This is a genomic window from Xanthobacter sp. 126, assembly GCF_000526175.1.
In the GTDB taxonomy this organism is placed as follows: domain Bacteria; phylum Pseudomonadota; class Alphaproteobacteria; order Rhizobiales; family Xanthobacteraceae; genus Xanthobacter; species Xanthobacter aminoxidans.
The window spans coordinates 851,448-868,402 of the sequence record NZ_JAFO01000001.1; the positions used below are offsets into that span (position 1 = coordinate 851,448).

The window sequence follows — 16,955 nt, forward strand, 5'->3', positions numbered from 1 at the left end:
GGCGGAACCATGCGCTTTTCCCACTTCTTCATTGACCGACCCATCTTCGCCTCGGTGGTGTCGGTGGTGGTCATCATCCTCGGCGCGGTCTCCTATCTGCGCCTGCCGGTGGCCCAGTATCCGGACATCGCCCCGCCGGTCATCACGGTGACGGGCCAATATCCCGGCGCCTCGGCCGAGATCGTCGCGGAGACCGTGGTCGCGCCCATCGAGCAGCAGATCAACGGCGTGGAGAAGATGATCTACCTGTCGTCGAACTCGACGGCGGACGGTCGCTTCTCCATCTCCGTCACCTTCGACATCGGCACCAATCTCGACATCGCCCAGGTGCAGGTGCAGAACCGCGTCGCCATCGCCGCCCCGCGCCTTCCGGCCGAGGTGCAGCAGGTGGGCGTGGTGACGGCGAAGGCCTCGCCCGACCTCCTGCTGGTGGTCAGCCTCTATTCACCGGATGGCTCGCGCGATCCGCTGTTCATCTCGAATTTCGCCAATATCGAGGTGAAGGACGTGCTGTCGCGCATCGACGGCGTCGGCTCTATCACCGTGTTCGGCTCGCGCGAATATGCGATGCAGATCTGGCTCGATCCGGATCGCCTTTCCGCGCTGAACCTCACCACCACCGACGTGGTGCAGGCGCTGAAGGCGCAGAACGTCCAGGTGGCTTCGGGCATCCTGAACCAGCCGCCGGTGCCGAACCAGCGGGCGTTCCAGATCGCCGTGCGTACGCTCGGCCGACTGACCGACCCGCAGGCGTTCGCCGATATCGTCATCAAGCAGACCGATCAGGCGCTGGTGCGGCTGAAGGATGTGGGCCGGGTTGAGATCGCGGCGCAGGACTATGCGTCCACGTCGTTCCTCGACAAGGACATCTCCATCAACCTCGGCATCTTCCAGCGGCCGGGTTCGAACGCGCTCGCCACCGGCAATGCCGTCGTGGCGGAGATGGCCCGCATCGGCAAGAGCTTCCCGGCCGGCCTGAAGTACGCGATCTATTACAACCCCACCGAGTTCATCCAGCAGTCGGTGGATGCCGTGGTGCACACCATCGGCGAGGCCATCGTGCTGGTGGTGCTGGTGGTGATCCTGTTCCTGCAGACGTGGCGGGCGGCGATCATTCCCATCCTCGCCATCCCGATCTCGCTCATCGGCACTTTCTTCGTCATGGCCCTGTTCGGCTTCTCGCTGAACAACCTGTCGCTGTTCGGACTGGTGCTCGCCATCGGCATCGTGGTCGACGACGCCATCGTCGTGGTGGAGAACGTGGAGCGCAACATCGAGGCGGGGCTCTCCCCGCGCGATGCCGCCTACAAGACCATGGACGAGGTGGGCGGGGCGCTGGTCGCCATCTCTCTCGTGCTGTCGTCGGTGTTCGTGCCGACCGCCTTCATCACCGGCATCTCGGGCGAGTTCTACCGGCAGTTCGCGCTGACCATCGCCGGCTCGACGCTGATCTCGCTGCTCGTGTCGCTGACGCTCTCGCCGGCCATGTGCGCGCTGCTGCTGAAGCCGCACCGCTCCAAGCACGAGAAGCCGGCCTGGTATGCCCGGCCCATCGTCGGCTTCTTCGGCCTGTTCAATCGCGGCTTCGAGAAGGTCGGCAACGGCTATGCCTGGATGACGGCCCGCCTCGTGCGGTTCGTCGCGCTGGTGCTCATCGTCTATGCCGGCATCGTCGGCTTCGGCGGCTGGCTGTTCGCGACCACGCCGCAGGGCTTCATCCCGCAGCAGGACCGCGGCTATCTCATCGTCGTCGCCCAGTTGCCGCCCGGCGCGTCCATGCAGCGCACGGAAGATGTGATGAAGCGCGCCGGCAACCTCGTGCTGGGCACGCCCGGCGTCGGCCATATCGTCAACATCGCCGGCTTCTCCGGCGCCACCTTCACCAATGCGCCCAACGCCGGCGCCATGTTCGTGATCCTCGATCCGTTCACCTCTCGCGCGGGGCACCCCGAGCAGACAGCGGCAGCCATCCAGAAGGTGCTGTTCGGCAAGGTGGCGTCCATCCAGGAAGCGCAGATGATCGTGGTGCAGCCGCCGCCCGTCCAGGGTATCGGCAATGCCGGCGGCTTCCGCATGATGCTGGAGGACCGCTCCGGCGCCGGCCTCCTCGCCTTGCGCAATGCCACCTATGCCATGATGGGCGCGGCGGCGCAGACGCCGGGGCTGATGCAGGTCTACTCCCTGTTCGAGACCTCGACGCCGCAGCTCTTCCTCGACATCGACCGGCAGAAGGCCCAGCTTCTGAAGATCAACATCGCCGACGTGTTCTCGGCGCTGCAGACCTATATCGGCTCGTCCTACGTCAACGACTTCAACCTGTTCGGCCGCACCTTCCGGGTGCAGGTGCAGGCGGATGCGCCGTTCCGGCTCGACCCCAAGGACGTGCTCTCCATCAGGGTGCGCGCCGCCAACGGGGAGACCGTGCCGCTCGGCTCCTTCACCACCGTGCGCGACATTTCCGGCCCCTACCGGGTGCCGCGCTACAATCTCTACCCCACCGCCGAACTCGACGGCTCCCCGGCCCCCGGCTACTCGCAGGGGCAGGCCATCCAGATCATGCAGGAGCTGGCCGCCAAGGTGCTGCCGCAGGGCTTTTCCTATGAGTGGACGGCGCTTGCGTACCAGCAGCAGCGGGCCGGAAACACGGCCATCTTCGCCTTTGCTCTGGGCGTGGTGTTCGTGTTCCTGGTGCTGGCGGCGCAGTATGAGAGCCTGACACTGCCTCTGGCGGTCATCCTCATCGTTCCCATGTGCCTTGTCGCGGCACTGATCGGCGTGATCCTGAGGGGACAGGACAACAACATCCTGACCCAGGTGGGCTTCATCGTGCTCATCGGCCTCGCGGCGAAGAACGCGATCCTCATCGTGGAATTCGCCAAGCAGTTGCAGGATCAGGGGCACGGCCGGCGCGAGGCGGCGGTGGAGGCGGCACGGCTGCGTCTGCGTCCCATCATCATGACCTCGCTCGCCTTCATCCTCGGCGTCGTGCCGCTGGTGTGGGCCACCGGCGCCGGAGCGGAGCTGCGGCAGGCGCTGGGCACGGCGGTGTTCTCGGGCATGATCGGCGTGACGCTGTTCGGCCTCGTGTTCACCCCGGTGTTCTACGTCTTCGCCCAGTGGATCGCGTCCCTCGGCCGTCGCCGCGAGGCGGAAGCGCCGCCGCCGTCCCATCCCGCTCCGGCGGAGTGAGGGGAGGACATAAACGCGAACGGGCGGCCCAGGGCCGCCCGTTTTCGTTTCAGAATCGTGGCCGGTTGGATCAGCGCGCCTTGTCGCGGCGCGACTTCAGCCACTTGATGCGGTTGACGATCTGCTGGGGCTGGTAGGGCTTGTCGACCCCCGGCCCGTCTTCGCAGAGATTGGTGGCGTGGGCGGCCGCCATGGCGGTGGAGCCGGCGAGTATCATGTCGATCTTCGGATGCGCCTCGCGCAGCCACCGGGACAGGGCGAAGCCTTCGCGGTCGCCGGCGGCCGAGGCATCGGCCAGCACCACCTCGACCCGCTCGGCCTCGACTTCAAGGATGGTCTCGGCCTCGGCACCCGTCGCAGCTTCCAGCACCTCGTAGCCGCAGGTGCGCAGATATTCCGCGATCACATGGCGCACGAGAATGTCGGCCTCGACCACGAGAACGACGGGCGGGAGTTCGCTCGGATGGTTGTCGTTCATCGGTCGCCTTTCCTCGATCGTGTTTTACGCACCTGCCTTCCCCTGAAGCTGCGCCTGGATGATCTGCAGCACGCTCTCCATCCGGTAGGGCTTGGCGAGGAACGGCGCGACCACGGCGGCAACGGAACGATCGAACTGGCCCGAGGTGAGGATCACCGGCAGATGCGGACGCTCGGTCTTGAGCAGCAGGGCGAACTGGTAGCCGTCCAGCGCGCCCTCGGTGTGCACGTCGGAGAACACGACATCCACATGCAGGCCGGCGATGATGGCCTCATGCGCCTCCTCGGCCGAGACGGCCTCGATCACCAGCAATCCGGCGGAACGCAACTCCGAGGCTGTCACCATGCGCACAAGCGCGTCGTCCTCGACCAGCAGTACGGTGAGAGGAACCGGCTCCGCCATCGGCTGGGCTTCCCCAAATGTCATTTTTGTTGCCCATTCCAAGGTGCAGCCTGAAAACGCCGTGGCCGCGCTTCGGTTCCCGAATACGGTCCATCAAAAAAGCCGATCCCGCTCATTTCATCTTCCGATTGGCAGGACGCCCCCTCCAGCGCGACGGTTGTGGCCTCTTTCTCGCAGCAGGACGACCCCCTTGGCCCTGACGATCTTCTTTCTCAACGGACCCAACGCCAACCTCTACGGCCTCGATCCCTCCGGCACGTACGGGCGCGAAAGCTTCCCGGCCATCCGCGAGCGCTGCCTCGCCCATGCCGCCGGGCTTGGCGTGGCGCTGGACTTCCGGCAGTCGAACCACGAGGGCGAGATCGTGGACTGGATCCAGGAGGCCCGGCTGAAGGCGGATGCCATCGTCATCAACGCGGCCGGCCTCACCTACACGTCCATCGCCATCCTCGATGCTTTGCTCGCCTTCGATGGGCCGATCATCGAGACCCACATGAGCAACATCTGGAAGCGCGAACCCTTCCGGCACCACTCCTTCGTGTCGAAGGCCGCCACCGGCGTGGTGGCAGGGCTCGGCGCGCTGGGCTACGAGCTTGCCATCGGCGCCGCGGCGAGGCTTGCCGGCGAGCGCAAGGAGGGTGGCAAGTGACAGCGACTTCGCGCGGGGCGTTGGTGTTCTTCAGCGCCTTCGATGATCCCGTGGAATGGAAGGCCGCGCTTCAGGCGGCGGTGCCGGGCCTCGACGTGCGGATCGCAGATGCGGCGACCGGTGCCGTGGACGGCGATCCCGCGGATGTGCGCTACGCCCTCGTCTGGAAGCCGCCGCAGGGGTTCTTCGCGCACTTTCCCAACCTCGGGCTGGTCATCAATCTCGGCGCGGGCGTCGATGCGCTGGTCGCCCGGGATGATCTTCCCGACGTGCCCATCACCCGCCTGTCCGACCCCAACATGTCGCAGATGATGGCGTCCTTCGTCCTGTTCTGCGTGCTGCGCCATGCCCGCGAAATCCCGACCTTCGAGCGGGCACAGCGGGAGGGGCGCTGGCATTATGTGCATCCGCGTACGGCGGGGGAGATCCGCGTCGGCGTGCTGGGGCTCGGCGAACTCGGGTCCACGGCCGCGCTGGAGCTGGTGCGGCACGGCTTCGACGTGCGCGGCTGGTCCCGCTCGCCGAAGCAGCTCGAAGGCGTGAAGACCTGCCATGGGGCCGGTGCGCTGCCGGGCTTCCTCGCCGAGGCGGACATCCTCGTGGTCATGCTGCCGCTCACCGGCGAGACGCGCCATCTCCTCGATGCCGGGTGCCTCGCTCTGCTGCCGAAGGGGGCGAAGTTCATCAACGTCGCCCGCGGGCCGGTGGTGGACGAGGCAGCGCTGATCGCGGCGCTGCGCTCCGGCGCCATTTCCGAGGCGACGCTCGACGTGTTCGAGGTGGAGCCGCTACCCGCTGAGAGCCCGCTCTGGGGCATGGAGAATGTGCTGGTGACGCCGCACCTCGCCTCCATCGCCATCCCCGCCAGCGCTTCCGCCCAGATCGCGGAGAACATCCGCAGGGTGGAGGCGGGTGAAGAAGTGCAGAACCGGGTGGACCCGGCGCGGGGCTACTGAGCCCCGTCCCGTCCCGCGAGAATCTCCCGCGCCCGCTCGTGTGGCGCCAGCGATTGTTCGGTCGCGGGGTCACCGAAATCCTCCATTTCGTAGAGCGGGCGGATCTCGATCTCGCTCGGGCCGGGCATGGGGTTGGGGCAGCGCTTCACCCAGGCAACCGCCTCCTCCATGTCCTTGACCTCCCACAGCCAGTAGCCGGCGATCAGCTCCTTGGTCTCGGCGAAAGGCCCGTCCATGACGACGCGGGAGGCTCCGTCGAAGCCGATGCGCTTGCCCAGCTTCGACGGCTTCAGCCCGGCGCCATCACGCATGATGCCGGCCTTGGCCAGTTCCTCGTTGAACCGGCCCATGGCCTCCAGCAGTTCGGGGGAGGGCATCAGCCCGGCTTCACTGTCCGCGGTCGCCTTCACGATCACCATCACGCGCATGTCGCTCTCCCTCTGGGGTGGATCGGCTCGATGCTATAAGGACGGTGGACGAACGCCGCTCCCGACACGATGCGGGCAAATTTAGCGGGTGAATTGCACCGGGTCTGGCTGTGGCTGGACTCCGGCGTGCCGGTTGGGCGTGGCGGGCAGATGCTCAGGGGAATGACATGCGTTTCTGGGGAATCGCGATCGTGGCGGCGGCGGTCATGGCCGCGGGGGCAGCCGAGGCGGGCAAGCAGACCAACACCCAGTTCCGCGCGTTCGGCCAGTGGAAGGTCGAGACCGTGCTGGACGACGGCAAGTTCTTCCTGTGCCGGGGCGTCACCAAGACCAACGGCGGCATCGTCGGTCTGCTCTATTATCCGAACGGCAAGTGGGCCATCGCCTTCCCGGACCTCAGCCTCAAGCCGGGCAGCAAGGTCTCGGGATCGCTGGAGATCGGCAAGGCGTCGCAGCCGGTCGAGCTGGTCGCCAGCCAGGCGGGCGTGCGCGAGCGGGTGTTCATCACGGATGACGTGCTCAATGCACTGCGTCAGGGCGGCCGCGTCTCGCTCAAGATCGCCGGCAAGTCCTTCGACTGGGACATGACCGATGCCGGCCAGGCCATCGGCGCGGTGCAGGATTGCTGGACCGCCGGCAAGAAGATCGGCGGCTGACGGCCTCTAGTCCATATCCGGTGCGATCGAGCCCGGCGCGAACATGCCGCCGGGCGAGAAGGCGTCGGCGAGGAAGCGGGCGAACACCTCCACCGCCGGCCGCATGGGCTGGCGGCGGAGCGACAGCCGCATGACGCGCACCGGCGCCAGCTGCTCCTTGAGGGGGCGCACGGCCACCCGGCTGCCGTCATAGGCCATGGTCGTGCGCGGCGAGGCATTGTGCAGCGTGTAGCCGCGCTTCTGGCCGACGAGGCCGCGGATCAGCTCGTAGGAGCGTGAGCGGTAGGCGATGCGCGGGGTGATGCCGCAGGACTCGAACAGAGAGAAGAAATAGTCGCGCGTGTGGGGCAGATCGTAGAGCAGGAAGGGCTCGTCGGCCACGTCCTTCAACGAAACCACGGGCTTGCGCGCCAAGGGATGATCGGCGGCGAGCACGAGGAGCGGCGGCAGGTCGATGAGGAGTTCGCCGGAAAAATCCTCCGGCACCGCATAGCCATAGGACACGGCGATCTCCAGCCGGCCGGAGAGGATACCGTCGAAGATCTCCTTCTGGTCGCCTTCCTCCAGCTTCACCGTGATGCCGGGCTGCACCTCCGCGAAACGGGCCAGCAGGGCCGGCATGAAGCGCGGGGCGATGGTGAGGAAGCAGCCGAGGGAGATTTCTCCCCTGAGCGTATCGCCAAGCGCCTGCGCGCTCTGGGCGAAATCACGCGCGTGGGCAAGGAGATGCCTTGCCTCGTTCACATAACGCTGGCCGGCGGGCGTCAGCGAGATGCCGCGCGCATGATGGCGGATGAAGAGCGGGATGCGCAGCTCCGCCTCGGTCTGGGCGATGGCGGCGGAAATCGACGGTTGGGAGACGTTGAGCTGGCGCGCGGCTTCCGTGACGTTGCCAAGATCCGCGGCGGCCACGACATATTTCAGCGCCCTGAGCGACACGTTCATTTCGCCCGTTCCCCGTAGGCGAGGGCGTAGCAATGGCTCGGGCGCGGGGGGGCGCCCGCAGGGTTTGGCTTGGTCACGGGCGGGGGCTCCGGTGAGCCGCCAGTGTTGCGCATTGATCTGGATCAGAAAAGCCAATCTTTTCGCCAAAGATAAAATATTTTATCGATCCCGCGGCCTCGCCCACTCTTGCTCCAATCGTGGGCATGACCAATTCGGGAGCAGGCGTGATGATCAGGACCGGTGCCGCGTACAAGGAAGGCCTGCGCGACGGCCGCGAGATCTGGATCGACGGCGAGCGCGTGACCGATGTCACCACCCATCCCGCTTTCAAGCCCATCGTCGACATCAAGGCGCGCATGTACGACCTCCACCACGAGGAGGCGACCGCTCCAGCGCTGACCTATGTGGAGGAGAATGCAGTGCATTCCGTCTTCCACCAGCCGCCCACCGAGACCGCGCACTGGGACGCCAAGCGCAAGGGCGTCGACATCCTGCTGAAGGACGTGGGCGGCGTCGTCACCCGCGTCGGCGACGAGACCATCGGCGAGATGTGGTCGCTGCAGGACGGGCGCGACATGCTGGCGGAGATCGATCCGCGCTTCGCCGCCAACATCGACAACCACATCAAGAGGGTGGTCGAGGAAGACCCCTTCCACGTTTCCGCCAATACCGACCCCAAGGGCGACCGCTCCCGCCACATCTCCGAGCGCGATCCGGACATGATGGTGCATGTCACCAAGGAGACGGACGCGGGCATCATCATCCGTGGCGCCAAATACGAGACCGCCGCCGCCTATGCCGACCAGGCCTATCTGAAGCCCACCGTGGGCGCCTGGACGGACGAGAAGGAAAGCGACTACGCGCTGGGCTGCATCGTGAAGATGGGCGCGCCGGGCGTGAAGCACATCTGCCGCTCCTCCTTCGCCGGCCGCAGCAACCCAAAGGATTATCCCCTCGCCAACCGCTATGACGAGGTGGATACGCTGGTGGTGTTCGATGACGTGCTGATCCCCTGGGAAGACGTCTTCTTCTATCGCTACACCAAGGCGGCCCAGTTCGTGCGCGGCACGCTGCACCGCTACTCTGCCTATCCCTATGTGCTGCGCCTGCTCTACGTCGCCGACATGATGATCGGCGCCGCGCTGTGGAACGCCAAGCAGACCGGCCTGGACAAGCTTCAGTCGGTGCAGGAGAAGCTGGCGGATCTCGCGGTCTATCGCGAGGGCATCAACGCCCACCTCACCGCCTCCATCGCCCTCGCCGAGAAGAGCCCGGCGGGCCTGCTGATGCCCAACCAGTCCATCCTCTATGCCGGCCGCGTGCTCGCCTGCTCGCAGCTGCCGACCATGATGCACGCCACCCGCGAGTTGATCGGCGGGCAGATCTGCGTCACGCCCAACGTCGCCGCCTTCGAGGCCGAGGGCACCGCCGAGTGGTTGAAGAAGTTCTACACGCTCAACGACAATTGGGAGTCCGAGGACCGGCGCAAGCTGCTCGCCTTCGCCCGCGATCTCGTATCCTCCGACTATGCCGGCCACCGCCTCGCCTTCGTGCAGTTCGCGCAGGCCCCGCACTTCAACCACCTCGCGGCGGTCTACAAGAGCTTCGATTTCTCCGGACCCCTCGACTTCGTGCGCAAGACCGCGGGTCTTTCGGACAATGTCAAAGGCTCGCTGAAATGAGCGTGGCCGCCGACATCTCCCCCGTGGATTCGGGCCTGTTCCGCGAAGCCATGCGGCGCATGGCGTCGGGTGTCGCGGTGATCGCCACCGACGGCCCGGCCGGGCGGGCGGGGCTCACCGTCTCCTCGCTGGCCTCGCTGTGCATGGAGCCGCCTTCGGTCATCCTCTGCATCCACGAGCAGAGCAATGCGCTGAAGGTCATCGAGGCCAACGGCGTGTTCGTCGCCAACGTGCTGGCGCACCATCAGTCGCACGTCTCCGACACCTTCGCTGGGCAGGTACCGCAGTTCCGCGACGACAAGTTCGCCTGCGCGGACTGGCGGGCGGCGGCGAGCGGCGCGCCGGTGCTCGATGGCGCGCTCATGAGTTTCGACTGCCGCCTTGCCACCCATCACGCCTACGGCACCCACCGCATCGTCGTCGGTGCCGTGACCGCCGTCCATGGTCTTGAGGACGAGGCCGAGCCGCTGCTCTACGCCAACCGCGCCTACCGGCGCCTGACCGCTGCATGAGGCAAAGAACCGTGCCGACCCATACCCGCATCCGCCCCTTCAACACGAAGGAAGCCTATCCCGAGCAGAAGCTCGACAACGACGTGTGCATGGCGGTCCGCGCCGGCAACACCGTCTATCTCCGTGGCCAGACGGCCATGGACCTCGACGGCAACATCGTCGGCGTTGGCGATGCCGCGGCGCAGACTGAGAACGCCATGGCCTGTGCCAAGGTGCTGTTGGAAGAGGCGGGCGCGAAGCTCGAGGACGTGGTGAAGATCGTCATCTACATCACGGACCGGGCCTATCGCGAGCCGGTCTATCGCGTGGTGGGCCAGTGGCTGAAGGGCGTCTTCCCGGTCTCCACCGGCATCATCGTGCAGGGGCTCGCGAAGCCTGAGTATCTGATGGAAATCGACATCATCGCCGAGATCCCGTCCGAGCGCGCCTGAGGCGTCGCCACGCGTTGCAGCGGCACGCCGCGTCCCGTTTTCCTCGCGCCGTAAATGGCGCGGGGAATATTTGCGTTGTTTCGATAAAATATTGATTTTCAGAATAAAAATCGCCGCGCACAGGCATTTTTTGCTTCCATCATCATCCGAATTACGTAGATTTACGTATCGGCGACCTTCGCGGTCACACGAAAAGAAACCGCCAGAAGGCGGATCCAGAGGAGAGACGGATGAACGGCAAGATCGTTGCCCTCGGGCTCGCGCTGGCCGCCTTCGTGGCGGGCCCGGCGAGCGCGGCGGAAAAACTGGTGGTGAGCACGTGGGGTGGCAGCTTCCGCGACCTCATCGCCGAGGCCATCGCCTCGAAATTCACCAAGGATACCGGCGTCGAGGTGGAATACATCACCGGCGGCACCATCGACCGGCTGAACAAGGCGAAGCTCGCCAAGGGCTCGCCGGAGAGCGACATCACCTTCACCACCGCCCATGTGGGCTGGCTCTACGCCAATGACGATCTGTTCGAGACCCTCGATCTCTCGAAGATCCCGAACGCGTCGAAGCTGGTGCCGCAGGCCAAGGTGAGCCCCTATCACATCGGCGCCTGGGCCTATGTCTACACCATCGGCTACCGGCCGGACCTGACGCCCAAGAACATCAATTTCTCCTCCTGGGCGGACCTGTGGAATCCCGAGCTGAAGGGGATGCTGGCGGCGCCTGATTTCGACCCCAGCCACATCATCGCCGTCTCGGCCCTGCTGGCGGGCGGCTCGCCTGCGGACTGGCAGAAGGGTGAGCAGAAGCTCCTGGCGCTGAAGCCCAATTTCAAGGCTTTCTACACCAACGATGCCAACTCGCAGCAGCTCATCGCCACCGGCGAGACGCCGGTGCAGATCATGCTGTCCATGAACGCTTATTACATGATCGCGCAGGGCGTCCCGATTAAGCTCGTCATCCCGAAGGAGGGCGGCGTGCTCGGCATCGACACCATGGCCATCATGAAGGGCTCCAAGAACCGCGAGCTGGCGGAGAAGTTCATCAACACCGCGCTTGATCCCGAGGTGCAGGGCAAGATCGCCGAGCTGAAGAAGGGCTCGCCCACCGTGCTCGGCGCGAAGGTGAGCCCCGAGACCGCGAAGCTTCCCGGTGTCTTCACCACTGCCGAGCAGTGGGACAAGGAGACCATCATCATCGACCACAAGCTCCGCGCGGAGAAGACCGCCGAGTGGCGCAAGTGGTTCTCGGAAAACATGATCGCCAAATGATCGGCGGGTGAGGCGGACTGCCGCTCCCGTTAGACTGCCCTGACCCGGAAGCGGCTCCGTAGCGCGGCGGGCAGGGAAGATGGGTCCCCTGTCATCTTCCCTGCCTCCGCCGGGTCGTTCCCACAGAACCAAGAGCGAGAGCCGTGAACAAGCGCCCCTTCCTCGCCCTGTTCGTCGCCCCCGCGACGCTGGCGGCCATCGCCTCCGCGGCGGCGCTCGCGGCGATCCTGCAATATGCCTTCCGTGCCTATGTGCCGGGTTCGCTCAATCCGGGCGGGCTCACGCTGGACAATTTCTTCGCGCTGCTGCGCCCGCTCTATGCGCAGGTGTTCATCCAGACCGTGTGGATCTGCCTTCTCACCGCGCTCATTACTTTGGTGGTGGCGTATCCGCTCGCCTTCGCGCTGGTGCGGACGCGGAACGTGGCGCTGAAATCCTTCCTGCTCATCACTGCCGTGACGCCGCTCTTCCTCGGCGAGGTGGTGCGCACCTATTCCTGGATCATCGTGCTGGGCAATACCGGCTTCATCAATTCGGTGCTGAAGGGCCTCGGGCTCATCGACCGGCCGATACAGATGATGTTCACCACCTTCGGCGTCGTCACCGCCCTCGTTCATGTGACGCTGCCGGTGATGGTCATCATGCTCTCGGCCGCGCTCGCGCACATCGATCGCGATTACGAGAAGGCCGCCACCTCCCTCGGCGCGGGGCCGGTGAAGGCCTTCCTCACCGTGACGCTGCCCCTCTCCATGCCCGGCGTGGTGGCGGGCGTCTCCACCGCCTTCGCCTGGACCTTCTCCGCCTTCGCCACGCCGCAGATGATTGGTGGCGGCAAGGTGAGCATGATCTCGACGCTGGTCTACCAGCTCGGTTTCGCCTCTTTCAATTTCCCCTTCGCGGCGGCTCTCTCCGTCACCGGCCTCGCGCTCACCTTCGCGGTGCTCGCCATGGCGAAGCGGGCAATCAAGCCGCTGGAAAAGATCGGAGCCCACTGATGTCCGCTCCGCGCAAGCGCCTCATCTCCGCCAAGGCCGGCGAGCGGCTTCTCGCCATCGCCGGCTGGACCGTGGTGTGGCTGGTGGTGGCCTTCATCATCCTGCCGGCGGTGGTGGTGGGCATCTCCGCCTTCAACGACCGCGCCATCCTCTCCTTCCCGCCGCAGGCCTGGTCCACGCGGTGGTTCGCGCGGGCCTTCTCCTATCGCGACTTCTCGGAGGGCTTTCGCAACGGCCTCATCATCACCGCCTTCGCCTCGTCCATCGCGCTCGTGGTGGGAGCCGGTTTCGCCTTCGCCCTCGATCGCTACACCTTTCGGGGCAAGATGGCGCTGGAGGCGGTGTTGACCTCGCCGCTGGTGATCCCGCATTTCACCATCGGCCTCGGCTTCCTCATCCTCGCGGCGCAGATCCACGCGACGCGCACCTTCGCCCTCGTCATCGTCTGCCATGTGGTGCTGGTGCTGCCCTTCGTGATGCGCTCGGTCTATGTGTCGCTGCGCAATCTCGACAGCCGGCTGGAACTCGCCGCCGCGAGCCTCGGGGCCAAACCCGGCCGGGCGCTGTTCACCGTGACGCTGCCTTTGCTGATCCCCGGCCTGTTCTCGGGCTGGCTGTTCGCGGCCATTCTGTCCTTCAACGAGTTCACCGCTTCGCTGTTCGTCACCGCCCAGGCGACGCAGACGTTGCCAGTCGCCATGTACAATTACGTCCGCGAGTATGCCGATCCGACACTCGCGGCGCTGTCCGTCATCTACATCGTGGTCACGGCGCTGCTTCTCACCATCGCCAACGCCTTCCTTGGCCTCGGAAAGGTTCTGAACGTTGAGCATGTCCGCTGAACGCATCGATCCCCGGGAGCCCGTCTCCCCCGCCGTCTCCGCGCCTGTCGCGGACGCTGCCGCGCGCGTCGCCGGCGTCCAGATCGACGGCGTCACCAAGCGCTTCGGCGATGCCACCGCTCTGCATGAGGCATGGCTGAAGATCGCCGAGGGCGAGTTCATGACGCTGCTCGGGCCGTCCGGCTGCGGCAAGACCACGCTCCTCAACCTCATCGCCGGGTTTCTCGAGGCGGACGGCGGCGAGATCTTCGTCGGTGGACGGCTGATGACCGAGACCGCGCCCTATGATCGCGAGATCGGCGTCGTCTTCCAGAACTACGCTTTGTTCCCGCACATGAATGTCGCGAAGAACGTGGGCTATGGCCTCAGGATGCGCGGCGTGGCGAAGCGCGAGATCGACACGCGCGTCGCCGAGGCGCTGGCACTGGTGAAGCTCGACGGCTTCGGCGAGCGCAAGCCGCGCCAGCTCTCCGGCGGACAGCAGCAGCGCGTGGCGCTCGCCCGTGCGCTGGTGATCCGGCCCAAGGTGCTGCTGCTGGACGAGCCGTTCTCCGCCCTCGACAAGAATTTGCGTGGCGCCATGCAGGTGGAGCTGAAGGAGATCCAGCGCCGGCTCGGCGTCACCACCATCTTCGTCACCCACGACCAGAGCGAGGCGCTGTCCATGTCGGACCGCATCGCCGTCATGTCGCAGGGCCGCATCCGCCAGGTGGGCACGCCGGACCAGATCTATCGCCGGCCGCTGGACCCCTTCGTCGCGTCCTTCGTCGGCGATGTGAACGTGCTGCCGGGCCGGCTGGAGCGGCGCATCGGCGAGACCGCGACGGTGCTGATCGCCGAAGGGCGGCTCAGCGTCAGTGCGGATACGCTGGAGGGGATTGCTCCGGGCGCGGCCGTCGACCTCTACGTGCGGCCCGATGCAGTGCGCATCGCGGAAGGGGAGGGGCTGGTCTCCGGCACGGTGGCGACCCACGTCTATCAGGGCTCACACGTGGACGTGCTGGTGGATGTCGCTGCCGCGCGCGGTGGCCGCGTCACGGTGCGCGTGCCGGGGCATGGCGCTTCCACGCGCTGGCCGGCGGGCACCCGCGTCTCGCTCGATTTCTCGCCCGCCGATGCGGTGGCGTTCGCGTCCGATGTCGCCTGACGCTGCGGCGCGCCGGTTCTGGTCCGGTGCGCCGGGTTCGCCGTCAGAAGGCCGGGGCGGAGGAGGGGTTGCGCGCGCGGCTTTCGAAGGCCGGCTGCTCCAGCGCATAGCGATCCCACAGGCTGCGCAGCGCGCCGATGGGGTCCTCCTGCCAGTCCACGCGCAGGTCCACCACCGGCCAGTCATAGGTGCGCGCCACATGCAGGCCCGCCGCATGCTCGTCCCCCGTCTCGCCACCGGCGGCCAATCCGGCCTCCAGCCCGCGCATGAGGCGCTCGGCCAGCGGCAGCCCCTCGGCCGCGAGGAAGGCATCGCGCATGGCTGCGGGGACGCCGTCGTTCACCAAGAGGTTTCCGAGCGCGATGCAGCCGGGACCTTCCGCCGCCGCGGCGATGGACAGGGCCTCGGCCCCCGAATGCCACGCCACCTGCCCGTAGCGGTCGATGACGCTGGCCTGCCTGAAAGCGGGCTCCGGCGTGCCGGCGAGCAGCGTGGACAGCACGCCCCCGGCGCCGAGCCCCTGCCGCAGCAGAGCAAGGCCGGCCGGGCCGAGGGCAGGGTCTGTGACGTTCTGCGTCGTCACGAGGCCGAGCGGGCTCACCCACGCGCAGCGGCTGGCAACGCAGATGCTGGACGAGGTGATGGCGATGCCGAAGGCGCCCGTATCGGGGCAGCGGGCGGCGATGGAATAGGTCATTCCCGTCTCCTTTTCGGTGATTTTCTAGAGATGACGGTCTGAAGATGCAAGTATCTACGGAAGAAATACTTGAAAAAATCATTTCCGTTCCTTCGGTAACGGATGCGGAAAATTCCGAGGTCGTCGCGCGCGTCGCCGAAATCGCCGCGCCGTTCGCCCGCGTGCGCCATCTGCCCAGCGCGGCCGGGGACCGCACCGCGCTGCTCCTCTCCATCGGCCCCGAGGCGCGGCCGGGCGTGGTGCTCTCGGCCCATACGGACGTGGTGGCCGTCGAGGGCCAGCCCTGGACCAGCAACCCCTTCGCCTTGACCGCACGGGGAGATCGCCTCTACGGGCGCGGCACCTCGGACATGAAGGGCTTCGTCGCCTGCGTACTCGCCGCGCTGCCCGCCTTCGCCGCCGCTGCGCTGGAGACGCCGGTGCATGTGGCGCTCTCCTATGACGAGGAGATCGGCTGCAAGGGCGCGGGCGATCTGGTGGCGCTTCTGGCCGCCCTTCCGGTGCCGCCGCTCCTGTGCATCGTCGGCGAGCCGACGGGCATGAAGGTGAAACGCGCCCATAAGGGCAAGACCGGCTGGCGCGTCACCGCCAGCGGCCGCACGGGCCATTCCGCCCTGCCGCATCGCGCGGTCAATGCGGTGACCGCCCTCGCCCGTCTCGCCGCGCGCCTCGCGGACCTTGCCGACGACCTGCGCGCCGGGGCGCGGGACGAGGCCTTCGATCCGCCTTATGCGACGCTGCATATCGGCTCGCTGCATGGCGGCGGGGCGTTGAATGTGGTGCCGGACAAGGCGGTGATGGAGTTCGAGCTGCGCAGCATTCCGGGCGCGGATACGCCCACCATTCTGCGCAGCATCGAGGAACTGGTGGCGGAGGAGCGCGCCGCCCTCAAGGCCGAGGCGGAGGAGGCGGATCTGGTGATGGAGGAGCTCTCCTCCTATCCTGCCCTCGCCACGGCGGCCGGCAGTGCCGAGGCCGCCGCGGTGGCGCGCCTGTGCGGCGACAATGGTCCTCCCGGCACCATCGCCTTCGGCACCGAGGCGGGACTTTATTCCGAAGCTGGCATTCCCACTCTGGTTTGCGGCCCCGGCGACATCGCCCGGGCCCACAAGGCCGACGAGTGGGTCGGGCGGGATGAGCTGGCCCAATGCGACGCCATGCTGGCCCGCCTCGCCGAACTGCTGCGCCGTCCCGCCGCCGACTGGATCACCCGCTGAAAGGAGCCATGATGACCAAGCAGAAGCCGCTGACCCGTCCCGCCGCCAAGCTCACCCATGCGGGCGCTTTGGTCGCGCTCGCCGCCGCCGTGGCGCGGGCGGAGGAGATGGGCGTGCCGCAGAACATCACCATCGTGGATGACGGGGGCAATCTCCTCGCCTTCGTGCGCATGGACGGGGCGAAGCTTCTGTCGCGCGAGACGTCCCTCTCCAAGGCCATCAGCGCCGCCTCCCACCGCCAGCCCACGAGCCGGCTCGATCCGGCGCTGGAGCTGAAGCTCGCCATTGCCTCCGGTGGCCGGCTCACCAATCTGGAAGGCGGCTTCCCCATCATCATCGACGGCGTGTGCGTCGGCGGCATCGGCGTGGGGTCCGGCAAGGGCAGCGAGGACGTGGACGTGGCCAAGGCGGCGCTTGCGGCCCTCGGCGCGCAGGCCTGAGGGGCGCTGCGGCATCGCGTGGCGCCG

At 66.7% G+C, this 16,955-nt stretch carries 18 protein-coding genes; 13 read left to right on the forward strand and 5 right to left on the reverse strand.

The genetic code is table 11. The features are described 5' to 3' along the window. Positions 1-9 precede the first annotated feature (9 nt). Positions 10-3,189, forward strand: coding sequence for a multidrug efflux RND transporter permease subunit (locus XAN126_RS0103940; RefSeq protein ID WP_024277302.1), 3,180 nt, complete (start codon positions 10-12; stop codon positions 3,187-3,189). A 70-nt stretch (positions 3,190-3,259) separates the two neighbouring features. Here XAN126_RS0103940 and XAN126_RS0103945 read toward each other — a convergent pair whose 3' ends face one another. Together XAN126_RS0103945 and XAN126_RS0103950 are read right to left on the reverse strand one after the other, a co-directional pair. After that, positions 3,260-3,667, reverse strand: coding sequence for a response regulator (locus XAN126_RS0103945; RefSeq protein ID WP_024277303.1), 408 nt, complete (start codon positions 3,665-3,667; stop codon positions 3,260-3,262). 24 nt (positions 3,668-3,691) lie between these two features. Then, positions 3,692-4,069 (reverse strand): response regulator, encoded by a 378-nt coding sequence (locus tag XAN126_RS0103950; protein ID WP_024277304.1) that lies wholly within the window; start codon positions 4,067-4,069, stop codon positions 3,692-3,694. 190 nt (positions 4,070-4,259) lie between these two features. Between XAN126_RS0103950 and XAN126_RS0103955 the strand changes: the two genes are divergently transcribed. Further along, positions 4,260-4,718, forward strand: coding sequence for a type II 3-dehydroquinate dehydratase (locus tag XAN126_RS0103955; RefSeq protein ID WP_024277305.1), 459 nt, complete (start codon positions 4,260-4,262; stop codon positions 4,716-4,718). Continuing rightward, positions 4,715-5,674 carry a glyoxylate/hydroxypyruvate reductase A gene (locus XAN126_RS0103960; protein WP_024277306.1) on the forward strand — a complete coding sequence of 320 codons (960 nt, stop codon included), beginning with the start codon at positions 4,715-4,717 and terminating at the stop codon, positions 5,672-5,674. The genes XAN126_RS0103955 and XAN126_RS0103960 overlap by 4 nt, the downstream gene beginning before the upstream one ends. Here XAN126_RS0103960 and XAN126_RS0103965 read toward each other — a convergent pair. Continuing rightward, the gene (locus XAN126_RS0103965; RefSeq protein ID WP_024277307.1) at positions 5,668-6,102 is read right to left on the reverse strand and encodes a YciI family protein; all 435 of its coding nucleotides are present in this window, start codon (positions 6,100-6,102) and stop codon (positions 5,668-5,670) included. The genes XAN126_RS0103960 and XAN126_RS0103965 overlap by 7 nt on opposite strands. Positions 6,103-6,269: 167 nt before the next feature. Here XAN126_RS0103965 and XAN126_RS0103970 point away from each other — a divergent pair, with 167 nt between their 5' ends. Beyond that, positions 6,270-6,758, forward strand: a complete 489-nt coding sequence (locus XAN126_RS0103970) for a hypothetical protein (RefSeq protein ID WP_024277308.1) — start codon at positions 6,270-6,272, stop codon at positions 6,756-6,758. A 6-nt stretch (positions 6,759-6,764) separates the two neighbouring features. On the opposite strand, the gene XAN126_RS0103975 is transcribed toward XAN126_RS0103970, so the two are convergent. After that, entirely contained in the window at positions 6,765-7,703 is a 939-nt protein-coding gene (locus tag XAN126_RS0103975; protein ID WP_024277309.1) for a LysR family transcriptional regulator, read from the reverse strand. A gap of 227 nt (positions 7,704-7,930) precedes the next feature. Here XAN126_RS0103975 and XAN126_RS0103980 point away from each other — a divergent pair, with 227 nt between their 5' ends. From XAN126_RS0103980 to XAN126_RS0104010, 7 genes are all read left to right on the forward strand, one after another. Beyond that, complete coding sequence (locus XAN126_RS0103980; RefSeq protein ID WP_024277310.1) at positions 7,931-9,385, forward strand: 4-hydroxyphenylacetate 3-hydroxylase family protein; 1,455 nt, start codon at positions 7,931-7,933, stop codon at positions 9,383-9,385. After that, positions 9,382-9,897 carry a flavin reductase family protein gene (locus tag XAN126_RS0103985; RefSeq protein ID WP_029876687.1) on the forward strand — a complete coding sequence of 172 codons (516 nt, stop codon included), beginning with the start codon at positions 9,382-9,384 and terminating at the stop codon, positions 9,895-9,897. The genes XAN126_RS0103980 and XAN126_RS0103985 overlap by 4 nt, the downstream gene beginning before the upstream one ends. Before the next feature lie 11 nt (positions 9,898-9,908). Continuing rightward, the gene (locus XAN126_RS0103990) at positions 9,909-10,328 is read left to right on the forward strand and encodes a RidA family protein (RefSeq protein WP_024277312.1); all 420 of its coding nucleotides are present in this window, start codon (positions 9,909-9,911) and stop codon (positions 10,326-10,328) included. 230 nt (positions 10,329-10,558) lie between these two features. Continuing rightward, positions 10,559-11,590 (forward strand): ABC transporter substrate-binding protein, encoded by a 1,032-nt coding sequence (locus tag XAN126_RS0103995; RefSeq protein WP_024277313.1) that lies wholly within the window; start codon positions 10,559-10,561, stop codon positions 11,588-11,590. 143 nt (positions 11,591-11,733) lie between these two features. Continuing rightward, positions 11,734-12,585 carry an ABC transporter permease gene (locus XAN126_RS0104000; RefSeq protein WP_024277314.1) on the forward strand — a complete coding sequence of 284 codons (852 nt, stop codon included), beginning with the start codon at positions 11,734-11,736 and terminating at the stop codon, positions 12,583-12,585. Next, entirely contained in the window at positions 12,585-13,427 is an 843-nt protein-coding gene (locus tag XAN126_RS0104005; protein WP_024277315.1) for an ABC transporter permease, read from the forward strand. The genes XAN126_RS0104000 and XAN126_RS0104005 overlap by 1 nt, the downstream gene beginning before the upstream one ends. After that, positions 13,417-14,574: an ABC transporter ATP-binding protein gene (locus XAN126_RS0104010; RefSeq protein ID WP_024277316.1), complete on the forward strand. Its 1,158-nt coding sequence runs from the start codon at positions 13,417-13,419 to the stop codon at positions 14,572-14,574. Before XAN126_RS0104005 ends, XAN126_RS0104010 begins: the two co-directional genes overlap by 11 nt. A gap of 43 nt (positions 14,575-14,617) precedes the next feature. Here XAN126_RS0104010 and XAN126_RS0104015 read toward each other — a convergent pair whose 3' ends face one another. Then, the gene (locus tag XAN126_RS0104015) at positions 14,618-15,271 is read right to left on the reverse strand and encodes a DUF1028 domain-containing protein (RefSeq protein ID WP_024277317.1); all 654 of its coding nucleotides are present in this window, start codon (positions 15,269-15,271) and stop codon (positions 14,618-14,620) included. 44 nt (positions 15,272-15,315) lie between these two features. On the opposite strand from XAN126_RS0104015, the gene argE reads away from it, so the two are divergent. Both argE and XAN126_RS0104025 read left to right on the forward strand, forming a co-directional pair. Then, positions 15,316-16,488: an acetylornithine deacetylase gene (gene argE, locus XAN126_RS0104020; protein WP_024277318.1), complete on the forward strand. Its 1,173-nt coding sequence runs from the start codon at positions 15,316-15,318 to the stop codon at positions 16,486-16,488. An 8-nt stretch (positions 16,489-16,496) separates the two neighbouring features. Then, on the forward strand, positions 16,497-16,928 hold the full coding sequence (locus XAN126_RS0104025) for a heme-binding protein (protein WP_029876689.1): 432 nt from the start codon (positions 16,497-16,499) through the stop codon (positions 16,926-16,928). The last annotated feature ends 27 nt before the right edge of the window (positions 16,929-16,955 follow it).